Origin of the sequence: Puia sp., from assembly GCF_035546395.1 — a bacterium.
Taxonomy (GTDB): domain Bacteria; phylum Bacteroidota; class Bacteroidia; order Chitinophagales; family Chitinophagaceae; genus Puia.
On the sequence record NZ_DASZXR010000019.1, the window covers coordinates 863,546 to 888,442 of the forward strand.

General features: G+C 56.4%; 9 protein-coding genes. 1 reads left to right on the forward strand and 8 read right to left on the reverse strand.

Annotation, left to right across the window (positions count from 1 at the left end):
* Positions 1–144: 144 nt before the first annotated feature.
* Positions 145–762 (forward strand): hypothetical protein, encoded by a 618-nt coding sequence (locus VHE34_RS29920; RefSeq protein WP_325595036.1) that lies wholly within the window; start codon positions 145–147, stop codon positions 760–762.
* Positions 763–791: 29 nt separating this feature from the next.
* Here the strand turns inward: VHE34_RS29920 and VHE34_RS29925 are convergent, their stop codons facing one another.
* From VHE34_RS29925 to VHE34_RS29960, 8 genes are read right to left on the reverse strand one after another with little or no spacing between them, the layout of a single operon-like run.
* On the reverse strand, positions 792–1,577 hold the full coding sequence (locus VHE34_RS29925) for a ParA family protein (protein WP_325595038.1): 786 nt from the start codon (positions 1,575–1,577) through the stop codon (positions 792–794).
* Positions 1,578–1,637: 60 nt separating this feature from the next.
* Entirely contained in the window at positions 1,638–3,254 is a 1,617-nt protein-coding gene (locus VHE34_RS29930) for an ATP-binding protein (RefSeq protein WP_325595040.1), read from the reverse strand.
* A gap of 18 nt (positions 3,255–3,272) precedes the next feature.
* On the reverse strand, positions 3,273–4,010 hold the full coding sequence (locus tag VHE34_RS29935) for a DUF4157 domain-containing protein (protein ID WP_325595042.1): 738 nt from the start codon (positions 4,008–4,010) through the stop codon (positions 3,273–3,275).
* A gap of 4 nt (positions 4,011–4,014) precedes the next feature.
* On the reverse strand, positions 4,015–4,782 hold the full coding sequence (locus VHE34_RS29940) for a ParA family protein (RefSeq protein ID WP_325595044.1): 768 nt from the start codon (positions 4,780–4,782) through the stop codon (positions 4,015–4,017).
* Positions 4,783–4,812: 30 nt separating this feature from the next.
* Positions 4,813–12,465 carry a DUF4157 domain-containing protein gene (locus VHE34_RS29945; protein WP_325595046.1) on the reverse strand — a complete coding sequence of 2,551 codons (7,653 nt, stop codon included), beginning with the start codon at positions 12,463–12,465 and terminating at the stop codon, positions 4,813–4,815.
* A gap of 4 nt (positions 12,466–12,469) precedes the next feature.
* A complete protein-coding gene (locus VHE34_RS29950; RefSeq protein WP_325595048.1) occupies positions 12,470–14,068 on the reverse strand; it encodes a contractile injection system tape measure protein in 1,599 nt (532 codons plus the stop codon).
* 9 nt (positions 14,069–14,077) lie between these two features.
* Entirely contained in the window at positions 14,078–20,392 is a 6,315-nt protein-coding gene (locus VHE34_RS29955; protein ID WP_325595050.1) for a hypothetical protein, read from the reverse strand.
* A complete protein-coding gene (locus VHE34_RS29960) occupies positions 20,376–24,887 on the reverse strand; it encodes a hypothetical protein (protein WP_325595052.1) in 4,512 nt (1,503 codons plus the stop codon). The genes VHE34_RS29955 and VHE34_RS29960 overlap by 17 nt, the downstream gene beginning before the upstream one ends.
* Positions 24,888–24,897 lie beyond the last annotated feature (10 nt).

Sequence of the window (24,897 nt, forward strand, 5' to 3'; positions counted from 1 at the left end):
GAGACGGACAATATCCGCGACTCCACCAACCGGAAGCTGGACCTCACCCGCGCCCATCACTTCGTGGCGGGCTATGAATGGCGGTTCCTTCCCGGCTGGCGGTTAAAAGCAGAGGCGTACTATCAGTACCTGTTTAATGTTCCTGTGGAAAGAGGAAGCAGCGGTTTCTCGATGCTCAACGCGGGTGCCGACTTCGGCTTCCCCGATAAGGTGGGATTGATCAATAAGGGAACGGGGACAAATAAAGGCCTGGAACTGACCGTCGAACGATTCCTGAACAACGGCTACTATGTTCTCCTCACCACCAGTCTCTTCGATTCAAAATACAAGGGTAGTGACGGAATAGAAAGGAATACGGCCTTTAATTATAAATATGTGGTAAACGCCCTGGCAGGGCGCGAATGGAAACTGGGTAATTCCGGCGCGAATGCCTTCACGGTCGATATCCGGCTCTCTTCTATCGGCGGCCGCTATGCAACTCCCGTCAATGTCGCCTCCTCCCTCGCCGCCGGCTACCAGGTCGATGACACCCTTCATTACAACTCCGAACGGCTGAGCGGCTACTTCCGCCTCGACACCAAATTCGGCTACCGCACCAGCAGTAAAAAACGTCGCTTCAGCTCAACCATTTATCTCGATCTGCAGAACGTGACCAATCGGCGCAACATCTTTCTCCTGCAATATAACCAGGCCAAAGGCATCGCCAGCCCGATCTATCAGATCCGCTTTTTCCCCGATATCCTCTACCGGGTACAGTTCTAGGTAAGCCTTCCAAAGAGCAATGGTCAGTTCTAAACGGTAGCAAGATCAAACGACCGCCGGATCAGTTCACCCGCCAGCTTCCGGTAATCCGTCGCACCATTCGCGCTCCGGTCGAAGCTGAAGATGTCCGTACCGGCTTCCTGCGCCTTGGCCAGCTGGATATTCGTCCGGATCACCGTCTGGAACACCTTGCCGTCGAATTTCTCTTCGAGCTGCTTCCGCACGCCGATATTCATCGACTTCCGCTCGTCAAACTTCGTCATCACCATCCCCATCAGCTCCAGCCGCGGGTTCAGTTTCTTGCGGATAATGTCGAACTGGCGCATAAACCCATACACCCCCTTCAAAGGCAGGAACTCGCCCGGCAGCGGCATCATCACGAAATCGCTGGCCACAAGGGCATTCACCGTCAGCAGGCTGATCGCATGCGGACAGTCGATAAAAACATAATCGTAATCGTCGACAATGGGATTCAGTAGTTCGGTAAGCAAATACTCGCGGCCCATCAAACCCGCCATCTCCAGCTCCACAATGGCCAGATCGATAGAAGACGGGATAATGTCCATACCCTGGGGCGTATGGATAATGGCCTTTGACAGATCCCCCAATTCCTGCAGGATCTCCTTCTTCAACTCGGAATACAGGTTGAACATGGGCTCATCTTCAATGCCGAGAGACTGGGAAAGATTGGCCTGCGGATCGGCATCGATCAGCAACACCTTCTTCCCCTCCCGGCACAACGCTGCCCCCAAATTAAGCGCGGTCGTGGTCTTTCCCGACCCGCCCTTCTGAATCGCAATCGAAATAACTGGCATGTTATGCTATTTATAGGTTTAGTTCCTAAAAATATTTAGGGTTGGCCGTTATTCCGCGAATTATTTACCCACGCGTGTGGATTGCTTCAAATTAAATGGAATGCTGCTCTTCGTCAGCTCATGCCGGATACCTTCCAGCACATCGGGAAGATAGATCGTGAGGTCCTTCTCCATCCGCTCCTCCTGTCTCTTGGCGGCTTTAATGCCGGCATACTGCACCACATTGACGATATGCCCGCCCGATAATTCATATTTTTTCACGGCGTCCGGCAGATGAAACGGTTTCTTCCGGGTCTCGTCGGACTTTTTCGCGGCTTCGTCCTTCTTGCTTTCATCGGGCAGATGCTCTTTGAATACGATCCCATCGGGAAAGGTCTTCTCCCAGATCTGCTTTCTCTCCTCCAGGCCCGGCATGGAGAACTTGAGGATAGCGTTGAATCTGCGGATGAACGCCTCGTCGATATTGTTCTTCATATTGGTGGCCAGGATCACCAGCCCGTCATAGTCCTCTATCCGCTGCAGAAGGTACGACACTTCCTGGTTGGCATATTTGTCGTGTGCATCCCGGACATTCGTGCGTTTGCCGAACAAAGCATCGGCCTCGTCGAAGAAAAGGATCCACTTCTTGCTTTCGGCCCTGGCAAACACCAGCTCGAGGTTCTTCTCCGTCTCCCCGATGAATTTTGAGACCACCATCGAAAGGTCCACCCGGTACACCTCTTTATCGGTGGCCTTCCCCAGAAGGCAGGCGGCAAAGGTCTTGCCGGTCCCGGAGGGACCGTAGAACAGCGCCCGGTAGCCGTTTCGGAACCGGCCGTCCGCTCCCCCCGTATTGACGAGCTTGTTGTGATATTTGAGCCAGTCCAGCAAATCGTTCAGCTGGCCATTCAGCTGGCTGTCGATCACCAGGTCTTCCCGCTTCCGGTCCGTAGTCACCTTCTTGGCGGGGAAGCTCATCCCGAAATGCGGTGGGGCTATCCGGTTATGCGTGAAAATATCGACATAATCCCTCGACAAGGTCATCCGCCCGCTCATCGCCGGCTCGCCGGGCGTCACCTCCTCCAGCCAAAGGATACGTTTCTTGGCGAAAGGATGGTCGGCCCAGAATAGCCGTTGGATCGTCAGCCTCCGGCTCCAGTCGTTGCCCGCCAGCAAAAAAAGCGCGGTCTCGCCGGTCGGCATAAATCCCCGGAAGTCCTTTCCCCTGATCCCGCCGATCTTCGGAAAGTCACCCGCACCCTTCAACATACTGTCGATGACCTGGTCGAACAGATCGGGCTGGATATGATGGACCAGCGCGATCAGCAACAGCCTTCCCTCATCCGGACCCAATACCTCTCCATTATTATATTGTGGGTAGTCCCGGATAAAGGCGCCCAACGGTAATACCCACTCACCATAGTCCGGCATCTCCGGCTCGGCCTTTGGCGACAAGGGATGGAATTCAAGCGCCAGCCGGTAGCGGATAAGATCCTGCAGATAGTCCAGCTCCGCGAGGTTCTGCCCGGGAGCAGGACCGGTACGAGGCTCCGGTCCGCTATCACCGGCGTCAGCCTCCTCCGCCTCCACCACTTCGGCCTCCGGCGTCTCTTTTGGCTCGGATGCATTCTCGTCGGCCGGCGATCCCCCGGATTGTTCGGGGTCCGGCTTTTCGAACCATTTGGACAGGAAATTCATAAGCAAAAGTTTTTAGGATCAGCAAATAAGCTCCCGCTGCTGTACGACGTGGGTCAGCTCATGAGCCAGCAACAGCTTGCCCTCCGTGCTTTCGGGATTGTACTTCCCCTCGTTGAAGAAGATGTCCGTTCCATGGGTGAAGGCCTGCGCATTCAGCTCTTCGCATAGCCGGGCCGCGGCGGAGTCAGTATGGATACGCACCTGGCTGAAGTCCGTACCAAAGGACTTGTTCATTTCCGCCAGCGTCCCCGCCGGCAACGGACTGCCCTTACCCGACTGCCGCTTTATCCCCGCCGCCACCTCCGGAGACGCAAAGCCGCCCCCAGCCGCAAAACCGCCCGCCCCCGGTCCCTTCTCTTTCTTATGGATCATGCCGCCCTTCTTTTTTCCCGCTTCAGCGCCGGCCGCCTTTTTCTTCTTCTTCTTCTCATCGGGCATTCCCTTCTTCTGAACAGGCTTCATCGGCTCCTCCTTATCCTTCTCCATCCGGGCGTCATGCGTACCCAGCTTCTCGTCTTCCTTCGAGGTGGCGAGCCGCTGGATCACCTTGCCCGCCGTTGCGTCGGCCTCTTTCTCCTGGATACTGTCCGGTTGCCCGACTGCCAGCTTGGGTTGGAAGAACGCGCCGTCCTTCTTTTTCCGCTGCACGCCTTTCTTTTGGGCCCCCTGGGAGGACTGGAAGAACGGCCCGCTCCCTTTTTTTTCTTCGCCCCCCTTCGGGTTGCGATGACGATAATTTCTTAAATGGTAAGACATGGCATCATGTTTTTTGTATGAGTTCTTCCGCAAGATCGCGGTAGTCTTTCGCCCCGTTCGCGCTGCCGTCGAAGCTGAAGATGTCCATCCCCGCCTCCTGCGCCTTGGCCAATTGCATATTGGTGCGGATCACCGTCCTGAACACCTTCCCCTCGAATTTTTCTTCGAGCTGCTTCTTCACCCCGACATTCATCACCTTTCGTTCATCAAAGCGGGTCATCACCAACCCCAGCAGTTGTAATTTCGGATTCAGCTTCTTCTGGATCATATCGAACTGTCGCATGAAGCTGTAAACTCCCTTCAGCGGCAGGAACTCGCCCGGCAGGGGGATCAACACATAGTCGCTGGCCAGCAGCGCGTTTACGGTGAGCATGCCGATGGCATGTGGACAATCGATAAGGATATAGTCATAGGCCGGGATCAGCGGCTTCAGCAACCAGCTGAGCAACTGCTCTCTGCCGATCATCCCCGCCATCTCCAGCTCGACAACGGCCAGGTCGATGGAGGCAGGCACCACATCCATCCCCGACCGGGTGGTCACCACCGCCTTCACCAGGTCACCGCTGCTCTCCTGTATCTCCTTCTTTAGCTCGGTGTACAGGTTGAACACCGGTTCGTCCTCCAGGCCCAGCGACTGCGAAAGGTTGGCTTGCGGGTCGGCGTCCACAAGCAACACCCGCTTTCCGGCCCGCGCGAGTGCGGCCCCTAAATTGATGGCGGTCGTGGTCTTACCGCTGCCCCCTTTCTGGATGGCGATTGAGATGACGGGCATGATTGATTATTTGAGATAACATATGTTGTCCTATAAGAAATCCGCCCCATTGATCACTTTTTCCGCTCTGAGCTGCCGCGCGAGGCTCACCAGCTCGTCCGCTTTTATCCCTACATCCAATGCCATGGTCGCGATATTCCTGTTCGTCAACGCCTCTGCCGCTTCGAATGGCACATCGGACGGCGTGATGGTCATTATTCTCGCTCGCATGGTGGCCTTCGCCCGATAGGGCTGACCGTCGATCAGAATGGTTACATATTCCTCGCCGTGATTGGGCGTCAGCCGCTCGAAATCCTTTTCGATCTGACCCATATCGCTCCCATGGATCTCCCTCATGATCGCTTCTATCTCGTCCTTATTGTCCTTTAAAACATTCTCGCTCTTCGCCCAGTCCGGCATCCTCCCCGGCGCCAACTCGTCTTCCCCGGTCAGCCCTCTCCTCAGCCTGTACTCTTCGACGGCCTCATCCTGCAGCGACTTGAGCTCGGAGGAACCCAGCTGGTTGAAGCTCTTATGACTCCGATTAAGGCCTTCGGCTGACGCATGCCCGGCCTTCGATTCGGCAACTCCCGTTATTTCCACGATGTTTCCCTTCCCCCGTTTCACCATGATCCCATCCGTCAACTGCTTCCCCGCAGCATCCGTTATCCGATGCCCCTCAATGAATTCCGCACCCTTGGCCAATTTTGATTTTCGGGCGGCCGAAGCGCCGAGTTCCTCCAGTAGCTGGCCCTTCATATGATCGATATCCGGCCCCTTCTCCAGCACCCGGACAATCCCTTCGTCGCTCACCTCGTTCAGCTTGGGGATGCTCTTCCGAAGCTTTGCGGCCCACTCCTTGAAATTTTTGGCGCCCTTACCCACCGTGGCCATTTTTTCGAGCTCCTCCGTCGACTCCAGCGGGAACTTGCTGGACTTCTCCGGTAGGATCTTGAATTCACCCGTTTCAGGGTCGAAGAATTTCTTGGGCAGACTCTCATCCATGCGGTCGTACCGTAGGGTCCCGTCCTCGGTTAATACCCACCGGTAGCCTTCCTCCGCCTCCTTGTCCACCACTTCCCCGTACCGGAACCGGGCTTCCATTTTTCCGGTCCACCCCTCGGGCTTGCTCGTCAACTCCGGTCCTCTCGAACCCCGCTTCTTCACCAGTTCCTCGAAGTCCGGCCTCTCCGACAAGGGCGATTTCCAGGACGCCAGCTGCACATTCTGCGCCTTCTTCTCCCATTCCAGCGCCCTTTTTTCAACACTTGTTCTGTCCGCCTCGGTCACCGCCTTCTTGGCGTCCTTTTCCAGCTCTTCGAACTCCTTCAGCAACCCGGGATCGTTGGCCATATGTTTCGCATACTTCTCTCTCAGCAACGTACAGGGACTGGCACACCCATACAGATCCCCGCGAAGCGAGACCTTTACCTTCTTGCTGTTTTGCACAGCCCGCCCGGGCATATCCTCGACAAGGGGAACATGCTCTTCCATCTCCTTCAGGCCTTTCATCTCGCCGGTCTCTTTTTCCGTGAAGCCGACTGCCTTAAGCGCCGCCTCCTCGCTCTCCGCCTTGCGCACGATGTCCTCGACGATATGTTCCTCGAGCCGGTATTGTTTCCCAATGGCTCGTACCGCCTCTTCCGCTTCGATAAGGGCCGCCGTATTGCGCGCCGCCCGTATGCCCTTCACAGCTACTTTCATCATCTTGAACGCCTTGGCAAGGTCCGTCACGGCCGGTATGGCTGAGGCCAGCGAGAGGGCAAGCCAAAAGACGGACGGGTCATTGGCAGAAAGGGAATGCGCCTTGTCGAAATCGGTATTGGCTTCCACCTTTTGCAGGAAATATTCCTCCACATCATGGTGCACGACGGCCAGGTTGACCCCTGCCGCTATTCCAAGACTTACCCCTCCGGTCGGGGCCGCCAGCAAAGTGGCAACCACGTCCATGATGATCAGGGCAGCGGCCGCAGCCCAGCCAGGTTGTTCCACCGCCACCTTGTCCTCGATAAGCCTTTTCTTCACCGGGTCCTGGTCTGCCCCCATCTGGAATAGGTTGAATTGAACCACGTTCGGCAGCCGCCAGAAATTGAGCTTCCCCTTGTCGATCGCCTTCTCGCATTCCTGAATATTTTCCAATTGATAGGCTATCTGGCTCCCGATCACAGTGGCAATGACATCGTAGGGATCAGCCTCATTCGCGATCGTAGCCAGGCTTCGGTGGTCGTCCGGGTCCAGGTCTCCGAATTTCCCGAGGACAGGATATTCCCCGCTTAAAAAGAGCAGCACTTTATTATAGGCTTCTTTCAGCTGATCCAGCTCCTGGTTCGCTTTCACATACTCACTCACCGCAGCCCGGAACTGATCGTTCAGGGCCTGGAATTCCCTTACGGTGTCAGGGTTGATCATGGACACAGCATTAATAGTGGCAAAGCCCACGAGTTCCTGTTCTTTTCCAAAGGCTTTCCACTTCAGCGAATTAAGCGCGCTCTTTTTTGCGTCGATAATATCCCGCCTTTCGAGCAGCATCTGCGCACCCAGCTGCATCCCCTTGAAAGCCGGCAATTCTTTATTCGCCGAGAAAAGTTCCTTCCTGCCCTGGTAGCCGGGAACAAGACCGTAACGGATCATTTCCGATCCTGCCCGCTCCTTGCTGATCTTAAGTATCTTGAGAGCGCTGGCTTCCTGTAGCTTATAGAAGTCGCCGATGAACTGATCGAATTCTGCATCCAGGGTCTTGACGGTCGCATCCACCACCGCCAGTATCTCCTTGCCTTTTTGCAGCTGGAATTCCTCATGCTCCGAGAGGTTCCTTCTGCCATAAGAGGGGCTGGGCTGCGACCACGGCGCATCGTAAGAGGGCTTGCCCGTCGTTCCCCACTCCATGAGGTTCAATCCATCCGACAGTTTTTCCCTTAGCTTGTGGATGCTTTCCCTTCCGTGATGGATCACCTCCTCTTCCAGCTGATGTCTCACATGCGCCGGGTCTTCCGATAGTTCGACGAATCCAAATTCGTACGGGAAACGGATTTGATATTTCCCAGCCTTCGGCGGCGGTTGCGGCGCAGGTTTCTCCTCCTCTTCCGGCTGACGCCGGATCTTCGGTTGAGCCGGCTTCACCACCGGGGTAGGCTTACCCGATGCGGTGACCAGTATCGGCTCTGCCAGCACCTGCGGCTCATCCTTGTCACACGTCACCTCGAAGATACCGTGGACTTCGTAGATCCCGGAAAGCAAGGTCGGATAATCCCTCCTTTCCAGGTCGCAGGTGATCTTCCATATCCGGTGTTGGAAATCGGTGACAAGCGCGGCCATGTAGTCCATCATATAGCTCTCGAGATCTTTTTGCTCCATCCGCCGGGGTGAATTTTTATCCGGCAGGCCGGTCAACTTCTGCTGGAGCACCGCCTCTTCGTCCTTTATCACCTGTCTGAACCGCGCGAAATGCTCCTTCGAATGTTTCCTGATCCTAATATCGATAGCAATGAAGGCGTGCTTGACCTCATCGGTCGTCGGATCGGTCAGTCCACTGATCTCATCTTTCTCAAGTTCTCTTTTCGTACCCCGGAGGATCTCGTTGGCGATCTCATAGATGAATTCCGGCTTCTCGAAGATCCAGTTGATCTCCGAAACAAAACTCCATTCCTTTCCATCCTTCATGACATGTTCGCAGATGGAGTATGCTTTTAAATGCGACTGCAACCGGGCGATCTCCCAGGCCTTGAGGTCCTTCCAGCTTTTTCGGTAATCGGGTTCCGGATCCTCCTTGGGGAGGGCCATATCGATGTTGAGCTTGATATCCGGCGGCGGCGCCTTGGCGGCCTTACCCTGTGTACCACCCTTGGCTGGCTTATCCGGCTTGGTCTGGATGACATCTCCCTCTGCAGCCTCCATCGGCTTCCGGCTCACGGGCGGATTCACATCCGCTGAGGAATCACCACCCTGCGGATTCGACTCGGCGTCGATCTTCTTCAGCTCCTCATCCACGGCCTGCGAAACAAATCCCGCCAATTTCGGATCGTTGTTTTTCGTCAGGTTTTCCCGCAGCTGCGCCGCATACCCATGGATATCGATGCTCTTGTCCTTGCTCTTCTCGCGCAAATTGTCCGCTATCTGCTTCCGGATATTGCTTTGAATGGTGTTGTCATCCTGCTGCTTTCCCTTATCCCCATCGGGGTTGACACCTTTGTCGCCCTGCTCCTTGGCCTTGTCCTTGTCCAGGTCCGGCAGGAATTTGACCTTACTGGGATCGAACGGCTTGAGGTTGTTATTGTCATCGAATTCGAAGGGCGCTTCGATACCCATCGAGTACAACGTCTTAGGCTTACTTTCGGCAAGCACCCAGACCTTCTCCCAAAGATTGGTCCGGCTGAAGACAAGATCGAGGTCCACGAAGGCCCTTCCATGCAAAGCCAGGATGAGGTTAAGATCGACGTTTGCCGTACCCTTCCCGCCCTTCAGCTTCAGCCCCTTGTCGCCTTCCCACGTAGCGTCGAGCTCACCCTTCACAACCGGATCGGCCTCCAGCTTGATGTCACCGCCGAGGGTAGCGCCGCCGACCAGGACGGCTACCTTGGCGGATACGCCGGCATCCACGCTGATGTCGATACCCACCTTCCCGCTGGTCTCCACCGTCAGCGCAAAGTCCGAGCTGAATTTGCCCGCGATCAACTCCTCATAGGTCTTATCGGTGATAGAGGCCTGCACCCCAATGGTCAGCGGCAGCCAGCGGAGGTACAACACGGCCTTTAATCCCACATGAAGATTGAGGCTGAGGAAAGGAACGCCGACAAGCGGGATATCGTTTTGGATATCCAGCAGCGTGATATCTTTCTTCAACTCATCGAACGGCGTCACATGAACGTCCAGGTTGAAGCTGAAGAGCGCCTTTCCTGTCGTATCGACCTTTACCGTTATCGAGGCGTCTACACCCTTGAAGGGGATGAAATGCAGCGTCCCGTTCCCATAGAACGAGATCTTCTTACCACCTTCTCCCGGCTGCAATTTGCCATCCACCACAGTCCCGTTCGTAACCCCGACAGTGACGTCTCCGGTGATCATCCCGCCCGATGTGCCAAAGTCCGATTTCCCTTCCGCTTTGAACAGCCCGTCGACATAGCTGATCGTCAGCTTGGGATTCATCTTGGGGATATTCGGCAGATTGGGCTCCACTTCACCCGTCACCGATAGACTATAGTCGGCGGCGCCCGCTGCCTTCGAGATCAACGCCGATACCTTGCCCCCGCTCTTGATGCCGGGCATCGACTTAAGCGTGATGTCCCCCCCTATCGAGAAGGCGCCACCCTCGCCAAACACCGCATGTAGCGTGGCCTTGTCGATACCCGGTACCGTCAGCACAACATCCCCGTCGGCCGTGATCGTTCCGTCGTCATAGACAACGGCAAGACTACCATGGTCGACACCCTTTATCCCGCTTCCCGGTGGAACCACCAGCTTTCCCTTGATGCTCCATTTCTCCTTCGCATAGGTGAAACCGATGCTCGACCCCTTGAACCTCTCGCTGTCGAAGACGAACTCGCCCTTAACGCCGAACCCGTCCTTCGTCGCCCCGATCCCGGTCACGCTGCCCTTTCCAAGACCCTGGATCGCGAAGTCGATATTTCCCGAAACCCCGAAACCGTATTCCGTGCTCGCAAATATCGAGAGGCTCACATCATTGAGGACAAATGGCTTGGGGAAAGACTTTATTTCCCCGGTATTGAACGTCTTGCTGATCCGGATATCGTTGCCGTCGACGGAGAAATCGATGGGTGAATCCTTTATTAACGGAACATCCGCTGTGATAAACCCGGATAGCACAAGCCCATTGTCGGTAATATCGAATTGATTCACCGTGACAGGGCTGAGCCCCTTGAACTTAAGAACATTCGCCAGTTTTTGTGTGGCGGCGGTCAGCTCCAATGATCCGGCATTGACAAGCCCGGGTATCTTGACAAAATTGATGGTCAGATCCGAAGGTACCCCAAACTTATCGGTGATCGTCTTCCCCAGCCGGATCGACATCGTTCCCATTACCTCGTTGTCCGCCGCCTTTGGATTGGTTACCGTCAATGATTGCAGGTCGACGCCCGGCAGCCAGTTGTTCTTCGAAGCAACCGGCAGCGTGAACCGGTGAGGCTTACCGCTGTTGGCCTTTACGAACACCAGCAGGATTTTATCGGAGCCGTCCATCGCGTGCACTTCATCCAGCGTCATGCCTCTTAGCTGTTTCAACGGCGAACCCTTCTTGATTTCGTCCAACGACCAATAGGCATCACCATTCCCTCCTACGCCCAGGTTCCATCCGCCCGATTTGTGGAATTGAACGATGTATTTGGGATTTTCCTTTCCGAGCACTTCCATCGGTTCGGGAGCGGCTGTCACACCCGCATCCTTTAAAGCCTTGATACCTTTCCTGATCCGGCTTCCAATGGCATCCTGCAATGCCCGCCCGGATAAATTATTGGCCTTTGAATCCAGCAGCTCGTAATTGGTCGCCTCATCCCCGCCTCCCAGCTGCATTTCCAGGATATGGTCTATCTGATGGGTCCGCGGTTGACCGGTCCTGTCCCAATCGGGCAGATATACATACGGCCGCAGCTGCGTAACTGTTCCCATCAGCGTATAGTCGCTATGCAGCGATTTCAGAAAATAGATCTGGCCTGGTACCTTCTTGTCCTTATCCGTTAAGAAGGCTTCCAACGCTGCATCTGCCTCCGTCTTGACGGCGTCCTTCCATTTCGATTCCTGCGTCGTCTCCGGCCGGCCAGCTGCAAAATATAACGGCCATTTGAATTTGTCGGCATTCCTTGCCTTGAAAGTGGGCAGCGGCAGCCCGTCGGTGACGATCTCGAAATCCTGCTTGGACGGATCGAGGATATATTGAGGGTTTGTCGCATCCGGGATCTTATAGGGAGGCCCCGGCGGCGGAGTCGGACCGGATCCTCCCGCCGTAGATGAACTCCCGTCGCTCCCACCGGTGGGGGCGGTTGAAGGGTCCCGTTGAACATCCGGCGTCGTCGCGCCCTTCGAATGGTCCGCCGTCAGATTCTTCCCCGCCTCCTTCCTTTTCACCACACCCCCTCCCTGCTGCACCACATGCGTCAACTCATGCGCCAGCAGCTTCTGCCCCCCGGTACTCGCAGGATCATATTTCCCCGAATTGAAATAGATATCCTTCCCATGCGTAAACGCCTGCGCATTCAGATCCTTACTCATCTCCCGCGCCCCGCCGTCATTATGGATACGAACCCCCGAGAAATCCGCTCCGAAACCCGACTCCATCTGCCTCCGCGTAGCGGCAGGTAACGGCGCACCACCCCCCTTCGAACTTCTGATCCCACTCTCGACAGCCGGCGTCACCGGCGGCGCTCCCGAAGAATCCGGCTTCCGCCGCACCTCCTCCTTCGGATCCGCCTCACTCTCGAAGATGGGTTTCTTTCGCACCTTTTCCTCCTTCTCACACTCGGCGCACTTCCGCTGCACCACCTTATCGGCCATCGCATCGGCCTCCTTCTCAAAGCCATCATTCGGCTGGCCGACCGTCAGCTTCGGTTGCACAACCCCGCCGCCCGCTGTCCGGCCCCGGAAGAATCCCCCCTTCGCCGGCTGCGACCCAAAGAACTCCCCCTTCCCCTCTTTCTGGAAAAAGGGATCATTCTTTTTGGCCTGGGTGGCCGGCGTCTTGGTGGCACGCGTTTTCATGTTATTATCTCCACTCCACGAACAATAGGGAATCCAACCACGGTAGCTTGACAAGCGAGATGTTCCAGGGCAGATAGTCGAGCAGCACGTCGATCGCATGACTCTCCACCATCAACGTCAGCCGGTCGTTCCGCCGGAACAGCTTCCCACCCCGCTGCAGGAAGCCCTCCCGCAAACCCTCGGGTGAAGTACCCTGCAGCTTCTCCCATCGCATCAGGACCATCTTCAACAACTCCTCCGCTTCCTCATATTCTTCGGCAGCCAGCCCGACACTCACCGGCATCGTAGTTTCGGGTGAATATCCGCAGAGCAGCTTCGGCAATACCAGCTCGTATTCTTCCGCCTCCTTCCGGCCCGTCGCAAGGTAATGCAACAGGAATACGGCCTTTTGACGGCACTCCGCATCCTTGAACTCCCCATCCACCCACCATTGAAGGCGGCTGAAACAAGTGGACAGAAAGGGATGCAACAGGATCATTCCCGCATAAGTAACATAAATGCCTTCTTCATCGAAGTCGCCCTCAGTAAAGCGTATCTCTTCCACCGAATTCTCCTTCATCGTGAGCGGCTCCGTCCGTTCATCATTCGGAATTTCTCCCTCGGCAGACTTCTCCCGGGGCGGTTTCGACGTCTTCTTCCCCGGTCTCTCCGCTCTTGGCAAAATAGGGGGTATCAATTGAGAAACGGCCGCCGGCAAGGAAGAGCGCTCGTCATGAAGCCACCGGAGCAAAATTTGATCATCCCCCACAAACCATTGGACTAGCATCCGTACCCCTCCCCCGGCCCGCAAGGCAGGCCCCACGGTAGCAGCCTGACGCAAGATCATCTCCCAGATCGCTTCCTTTCGCTTCGGTTCACTAAGGGACAAAAACCCGCGGTGCGCCAACTCCCAGCGCGTAAGGCTCCGGCGCAACAGACTTCTTCGTCTCGCGCCCTTCGGCCCATCGCCGTACCGAACCGGCGATCCCGCGCCCCTGATCCGCTCTTCCATCCAAACCGTTAAAAGAAGAAGGGTTTCGATAAAGGCCGCCAGCCCGGCTTGCCTTTCGGCAACCAATATCCCCGTCAGCGTTTCCAGGAAGGGATTCCTGTGCTGGGCGACAATCCGCCGAAGCACTACCGATCCCTTCTTCATCTCCTTGCGTAACCGGCTCACTTCGCCATAGTCGACGGCAAATTGTTCCAGCACTTCCGAATGCCAGTCCTCGGTGATCCCTTGCTGATTCCATTGCAACCGGCCATGTTCCATATAATACCACCATTGACGCAGGGCATGCGCCTCCGCCGTTTCCCGCCTAAATAGCACGGCTTTCCCCTGCTCCTGTTTCACCAGGAGATCCTGCAATTGAGCATGCAACAGAGTATATAGCTCATCCCTCATTCCCCCTCCCCGCAGCGAGCTCTCCGTCATCGTCCCCAGGTCCAACTCGATCCGGTCCAGCCGGATGACCTGCCCGTCCCCGGCAAGCTCGTCAAACAGTCGTTCCAGCACAGGAAGCACCACATCCCAATAATACTTGCTGGCCGCTTGTTGCAACCCAAACGCATCCAGGCCCGGGTCCATCTGCAGCAGCAATATTTGTCTTTTTATATGGTGTGGCATGAGTACAGTTTATTCTTTCATTCCCTTTTCCCATTCCTGGTACAGCTCGTCTGCGATTTCCGGCGCCAGACCCGTCCGGGCAATCATCTCGCGGAAGGATTCGATGGAGATAGTTCCCCCTTCCTTCAGACTCGACTTGTCCAGCCAGTAACCCGTCATGCTGCTTAACAATACCATTATCTTTTCGCGCGAGGGCTTGGCCGCTTTCTTCATTCTTTCGGCAAGCTCCCCGGCCAGTTTTTCAAATCGCTGCATCGATGGATCGGTTTCATTCACAAACGCAGCCGTCTTCTCCACCAACCCTTCCTTCCGGAATTGCCCCATCATCTCCTGCACCCGGTTCCGATAAGCCCTCAACCGCGCCGGATTCAGTTTTTTCGCTGTGAGGCCCGTCTCCGCAGCAGATCCCGTCTCCACAATCCCCGACGCCGAAGTCCCGGTAAAAGCCGCCGGGGCCTCCGAAAATGTCCCCGGCGTCTCGGTAAAAGGCGGCGGCTTTTGAGGCCCCCACCCATCGGTATTCGCGCATTCCATATCCGCCCAGCAATAAAGTAAGTTGATCTCGCTAAGCCAATCCTGGCTGCTCTGGGTCACCGGCGCCGGTGCCGCAGCAGCCCAGCAAGGAACAGAAGGCGGCGGCGGAAGCTCCTCGGTACAGCAGGCGTAAGGCGTCTTCCAGCAACAGAGGTTTGACGAGAACAGGAAGCTGATAAAGGCGCTCAGGTTGAATCCCGGGCAGGCCCCCTGCGGGCTCACCGAATACAGCCATTTTTTATAGAGGTGCTCGAAGGTGCAGAAGTCCCGGGGACAAAGCCACAGGATACGTAGCAGCACGTGCGCCGGGGCTTCCCGCTGAAGGATCATTTCCAGCTGCAGGCGGTTCTCCGGCTTGGCGAAGCGCATAGGCCAGCCCGGTAACACCACCGTGGCGATAAAGGAATAGGGATCGGCCCCCGGCACGAACGGTAAAGAACAGGAGCCGTCTCCACAGGAAGGGATGCTCGTTTTTTCATCGCAAGGACGCAACAGGAGATGCTCCACGAGTTCGAGCCCTTCGGCATTGGTGAGTCCCTCCGCCCTTTGCACGGCCGCGCAGGCATCATCGCCTGTAAAATAAGATTGAGGGTTCACCGCGATGATGGAGCTGACGGGAGCCAGCTCGATCCCGTAGGATCCGCAGCTGCAATCGAACACCGGTTGGTAAGCCCCAAGGTCGTCAAGGGCGCCGAAGGCCTGGATATAATGGCCCCATGCCTCCGGCGCATTATCGTATACAAGCTCATTCTTCCAGGCCACATAGCAGTCTCCCGGTGGAGTAGGCTCGGGACCGCAGCCACAGGGCATATAGTAAGAGAGGGCGTCGGACAATTCCGGGAATCCCGGCAGCTTTACGGCGAATCGGTACTGGCTATGCAGCACCCCGCCTTTCTGCTGTATCTTTCGGTGTAAAGGAAAATATTGCGCAAAAGCCCGCAGACCTTTCTTCCATTCTTGAAGAGATTTGGCAGGTCCCGCGCTGCGGGCGATGACCGCTCCCGTATCGTCGACCAGCGACAAGCCCTCCTTCTCTTGCCGGTAACGGCCATCCAGCCAGCCGGCGTCGATGATGTCGAGGATCGTATCCAGCACCGCATCGCCGCCCTGTCTCCGCCGCGTTGACGCAACGGCCAATGGCTGCCCGTCCAGCCCGTAGAGCGTTCCCTCACCGGGGTCCCCTTCTCGCGCCTCCCCTTCCTTTTTTTCGTATTGCGTATAAAACCCTTGCAACCAGTCCCTGTCTTTAAAGTCCTGGTAGCTTCCGTGCAGCCGTATTCGGACGGCGTCCCTTTTTTGCGGCGTGTCATACTTACACGGATGCTGGAGCCTGCGGTCGGGACAGCCTACCCAAAACGTATAACCGCAGTTCTCCGGTCGTATCTGCAGATGGAATCCACCCGGACCCTGGGTAACCCCTATGAATTTCTCTACGCCGTTGGCTCCCCAGGCCGCCAGGGGATCGGGGAAAGGCTGCGCACTTTCAGCCAGTACCTCTCGGATCCGGACATAATAAAGACAATCGTCCTCATCCAGCTGGACGAACAGATTCCCCGGATAGGTCAGCAACATCCGGAAGAAATGGAATTCGTCCATCGCGATAACGGGCGAATCCCAACGGCCAATGCTTTCCCAGTCTGTCTGTCCCGTACTGATATTGAACTGCACAAACCCATACAACGGCGCCGTCGCCGTCGACGGGGTGACGCAAGTGCAGGGGTCGGCCGCCACGGGCTTCGCACAGGGATCGGCCTCCACCGGCTGCGTTACCAACCTTATCGGGTACGTTTGACACGCAAGGACAAGCTCGGTGACCGGGTTCTTGCCGAGGATACCCAGCTGCTGCTGCGTTCTCGACGGTACAAGGGCCTGCGGAACCAACCCCTCGGGCGAGGCCTGTTGTTCTATGGCGTCCCGGTCCAAAAGGCTGATCCATTTCCCCGGGCCGTATTCCGCGGCGTCCATCCCCTTTGCAAGAAAGTTCAGGTATTGGGCCGTGAAGGCGGCCTGCGCATCTTCCGGGCTGTCGTATCCTTGCACGCTTTCGAAAAGGACGATGTCCCTGTCGAAAATGCTCCTGCTTTCAAAATAGTTGTTCCGGCATTTTACCTGGAAATAATAAGGCGCTACAGGCGTGCCGGTCCCGGAGCTCTTCACCATCCAATCCCCGCCCAGACATATTTCCAGGAAGGGATACCCCGCCCTCGCCTTAAGGATAAGATCGCCCCGCAGCGCCCCGGCATCGGCCTTCGTTCCCATCCCCCTTGGGCAACGGGCCTTGGGATGATCCCTGTCCACCAACCGGTAGATCCAGGTTCCCGCCAGCGTCTTCGCATCGGGCACGATCATCTCCGCCGAAAACGCCTGGTCCCGGTCGATCAACCGGTTGATGGCTTGTTTCCAATCCACGAGCGACTGCATTTTCGTCCGAAGAGAACCTTCTTCTTCGACCGCCTTTCCCGGCTCCGCCCAGGGCTCTCCGGCAACAGGCGGATCTCCGGACATCGTCAGCTGTAACGGCCCGCCCGGCTCACTCAATTTCCAGCTCCGGCTTCCCGCCGCAAACAGCCGTTCCGAATCGGCCGCAGCCGATGGGCTGTCATATTCCGCGACACTGGCGAGGTGCAAAAGCTGGTCGGTGGATGCCCCGACGATATAATGCCAGCGCCAGTGATTGGGCTTCGGCACGGTTCCAATGGAAAAAAGAAAGGTCCTCGCTCTCGCCACAAATCCCTTCGCCGCATCCCGGGCCTCCCGTTCCGTTTCGAAAGGGAAATCACTGTCGCTGATCGCCTGCTCCTGCTCATTGAGCCGGACGACGATACGCAAGCGATCTTCTTCATCGGTCCGGACGACATAGGTGACCTCCTCCGCCAGACCGTACAGGAATCGGATACAGGCGGCCCAGGCGTCCTGTTCCTCCTCATAGTCCTCGATAGAGTGCAGCCCCAATACATTTCGGTCATCCAGTACATTGAACCGGTGTCTCCCCGGCCGGTTCGGGATATTTTTATCCTGCGAGATGTTGAAACCGCCCATCACAAGGAATTGCTGAGTCTTCCCCTCTTCTTTATTCCTTATCAGCGCTCCGATCGCCGGAGCGCCTTCGTCGAATTCCCACACCGTATTATCCTGCGGCTTTGCCACACTCTCATTCACGGGCGTCGGAGCAAGAGCCTCTTCCGGGCTCGTATAAGCCTGCCGGGAGTAACGCGCGACATTCCCGTCGCAATCCAGCAAGACCAGGTGGTGCTCGTAGCCGCTGATCCGCACATCGGGCTCGCGACCGGGCATCGGGCCAAACAGCTCCGCCAGAACACCCGCTTCCCTGCCCGCCGCTTCGGCGGAGGAATAACGCTGCGTCGATCGGGCGATATTCCCGCCATAAAAATGCACATCCAGCGCAAACCGGTAATCCTCCGGCGGCTGTACAACCTGGTAGCTGTCCGGCCTCGAGAGGGCGGCCGTCAACGCTGCAAGGGCCTTTTCCGCTTCGTCTTTGCTAAACGAACCTTTGGAAACACACAGCTCCTTCCCCAGCAGGACCAGCTTGATCAGAAAAGTCTCTTCCAGCTTGATCACCTCGAAATGGCAAAGATGATGTCGCGTCCAGTCTTCGATACCCGCATAGGCCTTGAATCTCCGCTCCAGCCCCGAAATATTATTATCGTTCCACCCCGGTTTCAGGTAGTTCATGGCCTTCCCCCGGTTGGCGCTCAGCCCGGGAAAATGCGAAAGGAATCGCTCAACAGCATTTATTTGCCCCTGCTCGAAATCCGCGCTGTTGACATCTCCAAGGTACAAGAGGGCATAGTCGGTGAATAGCTCGGCAAACCTTCCCAACAGATGATCCAAAAAGCCTTTCCGCCTCTGCCGGTAGGTCTCGTCGTCTTCGAGAATGGTCTGCAAATATTGCAGATAGGTCTTCGCGCTTTGGTTGATCGAAAAGCCATAGGTCCCCGCCTGGGCGGTGTTCGTTCTCGAGAAATTCTCCGTGTCCTGACCCAGGAACAGCACCAGCGCGGCCTCTTGCCCGGCGGAGACCACATCGGGGAAATCGTTCCGGCTCACGAGCACAAGGTCCTGACCGGGGATCACGATCACATAAATATATCGGTCCTTATCCGTGTCGATGACGTGCACGGTCTTTACTGTCGGCGAGGTATAAAGCATGTCCAGGCTCAACTGACCGATGACATTGTCCCTATCGCCGCTGCTGCCGTAGGAGTGGGCGGTTAGCGTACCCAGGTCTTTGCAATTCATCGACGCCTTGGTGTGCAATGGCCGCCAGGCCTCGGCCGCAACAGGAAAGGCCAGCGCTGTTCCGGGCGCAGGTCCGCTGGCTGCGGCGCCGCCGGTACCGGGAAATCTCAGCAAGGCGTCCAGGTCGGGCACGGAGGAAACATCCCCGATAAAATAGCTGTGATTGTCGGCCGCGTTGCTGGCAGGGCCAAGGGCGAAAAGATCGCGGACATGGCTCAGCTGCGCCAGGTAGTCGGCAAGCAGCTGATCGAAGAACAGCAGGAATCCCTTGAATTGTCTCGCCAGCGCCACCCTCGATGGCGGCGCATCCGCCGGCAGCGTCCCTTCCCCGATGCCGTACACCTGTGGAAAATCATGCTGGATGGAATAATAATCCCCCAGGTCGGGCCGGAATAGCCCGGTGGGAACGGACGCATCCAGGTAGGGAGATCCCGCAGGGAACAACACCTTCCCCTGTTTCGTAAGGTTCAGTTCCAGCAGGGCGTTATAGGAAGAGAGGTCCACGGCAATGGGCTGGCCGTTCTTGAAGAATTGAAATCCCCCACAGGGGATAGAGAAAAGCGGCAGGGTGTTGTCAGGCAGGGTCAGCACCCAGCTGTTCTCATCCAACGACGCTGCAACGCCGCCATCCGGACAGATACGCAATTGGAGTTTCCTTACCCGCTTCACGCCGTCGACGGAAAGGATCACCCGGTATACGTCCGAGACATCTATCTCCGTCCTGCGAACGATCAGTCCCAGTTCGTCAGTGTCGAGGAACCCGTGACTGGCCCCGCCGGGGTAAGGCCTCCCCGCAAAGATGTTCTCTATCGGCACCTTTCGCGCCAGCATCTGCTGCAGCGTATAGAAGATCGGAACCGGCGAGAACCATTCGTAAAGCCTGGTGATCAGCGTTTGATAAACGGCCCCGACATCGGCGCCGGTCTCCAGCTCGATATCGGCGCACACGCCCACCGGCAGATCACAAAGGAAATACACCTGGTAGAAATCCTCGCAGAGATTGCGATGGGCCATGAGGGCATGCCGGATATAGCAAAGGACGGTGTCCTTATAGTCGTCATATTCGCTTTGAGTGGTGAAATCGTTCAGCTCTTTGTCCAGTTCGATATAGACAAGGTAAAGCCCGTTGATGTTCAAAGGCGCGGCGGTATCCACCTCAACCCAGGCATTGCGGACCCCGTCGATATCCAGCAAAAGCTTCCGGTAGTCAAGCAGGGTCAGCGGATTGCAGCCGAGTACTTGCCCGGGTGTAAAAAAGTCGGGGTCTTTTCCTGTTTGTGCCGGGTCGCGGGCCAGGATATCGGCCAGCGGCAGGTTCGTCCGGTAGCCAAGGTCGAGGAGTCCATAGATCAGGGCCTCCAGCGTGGTGATCCCCGGATCGTGCTCGTTATAGTCCGTCCAGATCTTTCCGGTCACCCGGCCGAGATAATCGATAGCGTCGTGGCGCAGCTGATCGAAGTTCAGCCACTCGGGTATTCCCAGGTTCACCTGGGCCGTCAGGTCTATATTGCTAATATCCGTTGCCATTTTTCTTTGTAAGGATTGCTTTCGCGATCTTGGGACCACAATGATCGATTACTACCGGCAGGCTCCCGCATTTGGGACCAAACTGATCCCCCTCTACCGCATCCGGCACGTCCACAATGATCTCGCCCGCGACCAGGATCGATCTCGGGGTACGCGGCTCTACCTTGGCCGCCGGAACCATCGGCATATCGGCGTCTTCATGATGCTTCATCTGCAGATCGAGCAGATGATCGATATAGCTCAGCCCTTCCAGGAACCGGATGACATCCGAGCGGTAAACGGGCTGGCCAAACACATAGCGTTTCATATCCCCCGTCGTCCAGGGCGCCAGGTATTGCGTCAGGTCTTTCTTTACTTGTTGTTGATAGAATTCGCGGTCATACCCCGGCTTCAGCACGATCCTCAGGCAGAAGTCGATCTCTTCATAGCGGGGGTTGACGATGAACAGCCGGATGAAGGGCGAGATGATCCCGCTCAACAGGGTCCGGATCTTCTCCAGCATCGCTGCCGGGACCCGCGGCTGTAACGAGTCGGCGGGCGCCAGCTGCGTGACGTCGGGGATGACGGCCACGATCACATTCCCCGGGGCAATAGGAAAATCGTACAGATATTGATGCGCATCCAGGAAATAGCTGTGATTAATGCATTTGGCGCGCAGCACCTGTGGGAATCCCTGCAGAACAAGCCGTTCGTAATCCCACTTCTGAATGCCCCTGCTCTTATGCCGCAACAGCTCGCTGATGCGGATGAAGAAGCCGTTGCCCGAGTCTTCCGGCGCCCGCCCGTCAAAAGACGGCGAAGGCTGCTGCACTTTTGTGACCACGGGATCGGCCGTGTCCAGCCGGGCCAGCGATTTCGCGGCAAGCGGCGTCGAAAGGCGTGTCAGGTCGTTGGGTGCGGTCGCCGTCGCGGGATCGCCCTCGCCCGGAACAAAGCTGGCCCCCACCGCCTGCGTGAACAGCGCCTGCGTCTCCGCCACCCCCGCCGTATGAGTGAGAAGGGAAACCCGCAGCCAGTACAGACCCGCCGGCATTTTTGTATTGGTCGTGTTGATGTCCTTGGGGATCGAAAGCTCGACGACGCCCGTCCGCGTCAGATTCTGCGTGCCGTCGTTGATCACCTGGAAACCCGGCGCCAGCGGCTGCCACGCATTGTTCGTCAGGTATTCCCACTGCACCGTAGCCGGCGGCTCTTCCGTATCCGCCGTGGCCTCCGCCAGCTGGAAAAGGATGTTCAGGTTCTCCCCCGCGATCAGATTCTGAACACCCAGAAACAACAACCCCTCCTGGCAGAACACCGGCAAAAGCCCCGGCTCCGATTCGACATCCATCAGCTCATACGTGCCGTCAAATGGATAGAGATGAATAAGCCCGATATCGGTCTTCGTCGCCGTCGCGGAATAATTGACCGTGAGGTCCTGTATAGTTGGCGTCCAGGGTTCCTTGGGGATCACCGCCGCAGGTTTTGCATGGGGCTTCAGATCGTTGATCCCTGTATTGACGGCCCCTGCCAGGTCACCGGCGTCTTTGATCAACCCGGGCGACGGCGGAGGCGGCATCGCCGGAAGATCGTTCGCACTCACGAGCTGTTGCCGAATATCGTCGGCAGGTCCTCCAATACCCCCGGCTATAGGGTTGGGCGAGAGCCCGACTGCGTCATTACCGATCTGGGTGACCTCGCCGCCGATACTGCCGGCCACAGCCTGCAGGTTAAGATATTCCTGGTATAATAAGGTGGTATTTACTACAAAGTAATTACCGGTGTCGTCGAAGAAAATGGCTCCATCCAGCACGACATCCGGCAACTTGTTGGCGGCAAGCATCTGCCTCGCCAGCACAAAAGGATAATCCTTATGTAAGAAGTCCTGGTACTCCAGCGTGAAACGCAGGAAGCCTATCCGCGAATCGACCGTGTATTTGGTAAGGGACGCAGGAAATGCTTCGAAATTCAACGGTACAGGCAAAAATTCATCCGGGGTAACGTAAAAAGAAAATCCATAGTCCGGCTTGTTTGAACAGGTCGTAACGCTGATCACATCCTCCTTGTCAAAAAGACGACGGATATTGTCCGTTATGTCCGGCGACGGACTGGGGGCCAGAAAGGGACCACCCACAAGCTCGGGTTTCCACAATCCATCGGAAAGCAGCGACAGATTTACGACGAAGTCGCTGGAGTTGAGTCCATATACGAATGGATTGCCGATAGAGCCATCTCCCCTGCGCAAATACCCTGCATAATAATCATTGAAGTTACCCGGCTTATCCTTCCAGTTGATACCGATCCACAGGTAGTTCCACGACTTACAAAAGATTTCCGCCGATCCAAGATAGAAATTAGGCCCTTTCAGATTCGGAGTGGTAGGTGGACCGGGGGAGGCGGGGGGTTGCGGCTGGATCAGGTTGAAGTCGATGATCGTAGGCCTGGTCCCGAAAGGATAAATAGGCCCATTTACACTCATCACGCTTTGGTCGTTCTGCACAATAAGATTCTTCATCCCGCAGACTTCGGTCGTAATGTTGAGATCCTTTATCAGCAAATGCTTGAAAAAATGATACGTAGACACCGACAGCTCCGCCGAAGACTTCGGCTCCAGGCAGCAACCCGGGTCCGCGTTCAAAGATGTATAAACCATCTTGATGGCATCATCCAGCAATATCTTCACCATCGGGTCCGTCGTCTGGTAGTCAAGCCCCCCAAACACCTTCTTGTCATAAAAACTAACGGCCGGTTCCTCCGCTTGAAGAGTTACCTGGAAATCAAGCGTAAACCCGGTTCCCCCCGTAAAAAGAAGCGTTACCGTCGGCGGATGGATGGGTTGGATCCAACCCTTCGCTCCGCTGAATTGCAGCTGGAACACCGTTCGCTTGGGAAAAAAGACGGCCAGCGCGTCCGGATCGGAAAGAGACCCAGTCGGCACGAAAGCATCGTACAGACTTTGACTATGCGGACCGTAACACCCCTTCGGGTCCGTATAGGTCAGACAGTTGGTAAGGATATCCTCACCCAGCGACGGAGCCAGCCCCTTCCCAAGCGCCTCGGCCACATTATCCTGCGTAAAATAAAAATAGGTAGTGCTCAGCATCGGCGACACAACGGGGAAAAGCTCGCTCATTCCCAACTCCCCGGGCAGGGCATTGGGACAGATATCATCCTTATACTCACAATCCATGTGGATCGTGATGGTCCGCGTCCCCTCATTCAACAAAAGAACCGGCGAATGCAGAATAAGCCCAAGCCTCGCAGCAGGATAAGGGATCGGCCCATCATCCCCCGTCGGCATATATTTACTCAGTCGCGACCCAAGCGTCGCCCAGCTCACATAGCTCGCATCGGCAAAAGGCTTTGTCAAGCCATCGGCCATCAGGGCATTCGGCGCCATATAAGCGCCCTCCGTATAATACTGGTCATAGTGATACAGGGTATTGAAGAAGAGAGTTCTCGTATCGGATATCTGCGCCTGGTTGACGACAAGCGGCTTATCCAGCGAAAAAAGGATATCCGCCTTATTGCTGTCCTTCCCATCCTTCACGAGCAACCCCTTGTCCAGCAGGTATTGCTTGAATTGCTGTTGAATGCCGAACACCAGGAAGGCCTTGTCCCCGACGGCCGGCGCCGGCGCCAGCTGTAACACCTGGGTATAGAAATATCGCAGGTGATGCCTCGCGAACCGGTTGAGATCAGATTGCAATTTGCCGAATAGGTTGATAAAGCTGAACAACAACGCAAGATGGGGCGGCAGGTCCTGTCCGCCGCCCAGGGTCAGCACGTCAGTCAGTTTGTCGTTGACGTCATTGGCAGCCCCCGAGGACGCCTGCCCGATCACCCCCGTAAAGAAGGGGAGGACGTCGTTCGCCGAATTCCACAACGCCAGGATTTGCGGTCTCGTTCCACCCGCACTGCAGACAAAGCTGGCCTGGTAGGCATAAAGATCGGCTTGCTCCAATCCCCAGGCGTCGACCTGCAGAAAATCGGCAAAATCGATCTTCCGGATGCCATAACAATGACTGGCGGTGTTGGCCAGGCTGATAAAGCTGAGCAACGGCTGACGCAGATTCTCCTTGATCAGCTTGGTCAGCCCGGTTTCCAGGTCGACATTCGTGCCCTTTAACAGGACGGCCCACCGATGCAGCGGAAGGATCAGGTTGTAATAGCTGTAAAAGAACAGCAGCTGCAGGCTCGAGGCGCTGGCGTTTCGATGCAGCAGGTGCTCGTAGGTGGCCAGCTTTTGCTCCTGCACTTTCAGCGGGTGCACCGCGATCCTGCTGAGCAGGAAAGGAAGACTGTTCTCGAAGAAAAGACTCCAGTCGAGGATGGAAGAGTCCGTATTGTAAAAATTGATCTGCCGCGCCAGCTCGGTGAAATAGTTCAACAGATCGGCCGTCTTCCGGCCGTCTATGCGGAGGTTCTCCGGCAACAGCGTCGCAAGGGCCCTGTCCGCCTGGGAAACTCCGGGATCGTGCAAAAAGGGATGGTCAAGATGGTGGCAGTCGAACATGGGCTCCCTT

Excerpts from the sequence above, each read along its gene's own strand:
- VHE34_RS29925 (WP_325595038.1), bottom strand. The coding sequence starts at position 1,577 with ATGCCAGTTATTTCGATTGCGATTCAGAAGGGCGGGTCGGGAAAGACC.
- VHE34_RS29930 (WP_325595040.1), bottom strand. The coding sequence starts at position 3,254 with ATGAATTTCCTGTCCAAATGGTTCGAAAAGCCGGACCCCGAACAATCC.
- VHE34_RS29935 (WP_325595042.1), bottom strand. The coding sequence starts at position 4,010 with ATGTCTTACCATTTAAGAAATTATCGTCATCGCAACCCGAAGGGGGGC.
- VHE34_RS29940 (WP_325595044.1), bottom strand. The coding sequence starts at position 4,782 with ATGCCCGTCATCTCAATCGCCATCCAGAAAGGGGGCAGCGGTAAGACC.
- VHE34_RS29945 (WP_325595046.1), bottom strand. The coding sequence starts at position 12,465 with ATGAAAACGCGTGCCACCAAGACGCCGGCCACCCAGGCCAAAAAGAAT.
- VHE34_RS29950 (WP_325595048.1), bottom strand. The coding sequence starts at position 14,068 with ATGCCACACCATATAAAAAGACAAATATTGCTGCTGCAGATGGACCCG.
- VHE34_RS29955 (WP_325595050.1), bottom strand. The coding sequence starts at position 20,392 with ATGGCAACGGATATTAGCAATATAGACCTGACGGCCCAGGTGAACCTG.
- VHE34_RS29960 (WP_325595052.1), bottom strand. The coding sequence starts at position 24,887 with ATGTTCGACTGCCACCATCTTGACCATCCCTTTTTGCACGATCCCGGA.